The following is an 806-nucleotide window of genomic DNA, read 5'->3' as shown; positions in this document are numbered from 1 at the left end:
ATTTCGATGCTCGCCAGAACCAATCCGCTCAAATCCTCCTATGAGGGCCAGAAACGGCGCTCGGGCGATCAGTGGGGCAGGGATTCCGGCGTGGTTTCAAGCTGGGATATTCCATGGGGGAAATCATCCGCATGACCGACCTGAAACGACTGGACGGCTGGCGGGCGCGCTTTGATGCGGCTTGTGACACCATGCGCTCCGAGCCCTTCTCATGGGGTGAGAATGATTGCGCGGTCGGCCTGGTCGGCAATCTGACGCTGGCGCTGACCGGTGCGGATCTCGCTGCCCCGTGGCGCGGGCGATACACCACGGCAATCGGGGCATTGCGGGTGCTGCGCCATGACGGCTTTGCCGATCTTGGGGCGCTTGCCGCTTCGATCCTGCCCGAATGCCATATTGCCCGTGCGCGGATTGGCGATATCGCCGCGATCCCGTCTGAAGATGGCTTTGGCTTTGCGCTCGGCGTCGTCAATGGCGAGCGCATTTTTGTTCTGACCGATGCCGGGTTTGGCACGGTCGATCTGATGACTGCAAAACGGGCTTTCCGCGTCGGCTGACATGATCAAGATTTTCCTGATTTCCCTGGTTGCGGTTCTGACCGCCGCCATGCCGGCGCATGCCGGTCCCGTGGTTGCCGCCATTGGTGCGGTCGCCGGCTGGATCGGCTCGCTTGGCGCCGTCGGCCAGTTCATCGTTGGCACGGTGCTTTCGGTCGGCGTGTCGCTGATCCAGAAGGCGCTGACAAAGTCGTCAACCAGTGACACGGCGGCAGAGACCGGCGTGACGCTTTCCGTCCAGATGGGCGA

Annotated in this window: 2 protein-coding genes; both read left to right on the top strand. The window is 62.4% G+C overall.

The window, feature by feature from the left end:
- The first annotated feature begins 131 nt into the window (after positions 1 to 131).
- On the top strand, positions 132 to 557 hold the full coding sequence (locus tag HCK86_RS23875) for a hypothetical protein (protein WP_176086995.1): 426 nt from the start codon (positions 132 to 134) through the stop codon (positions 555 to 557).
- Between the two features lies 1 nt (position 558).
- Positions 559 to 806, top strand: a 248-nt coding sequence (locus tag HCK86_RS23870) for a hypothetical protein (protein WP_176086994.1), incomplete at its 3' end; no start/stop codon positions are given.

The organism is Martelella sp. HB161492 (assembly GCF_013184775.1).
Taxonomy (GTDB): domain Bacteria; phylum Pseudomonadota; class Alphaproteobacteria; order Rhizobiales; family Rhizobiaceae; genus Martelella.
This window is presented reverse-complemented; position numbering and strand designations above follow the sequence as displayed.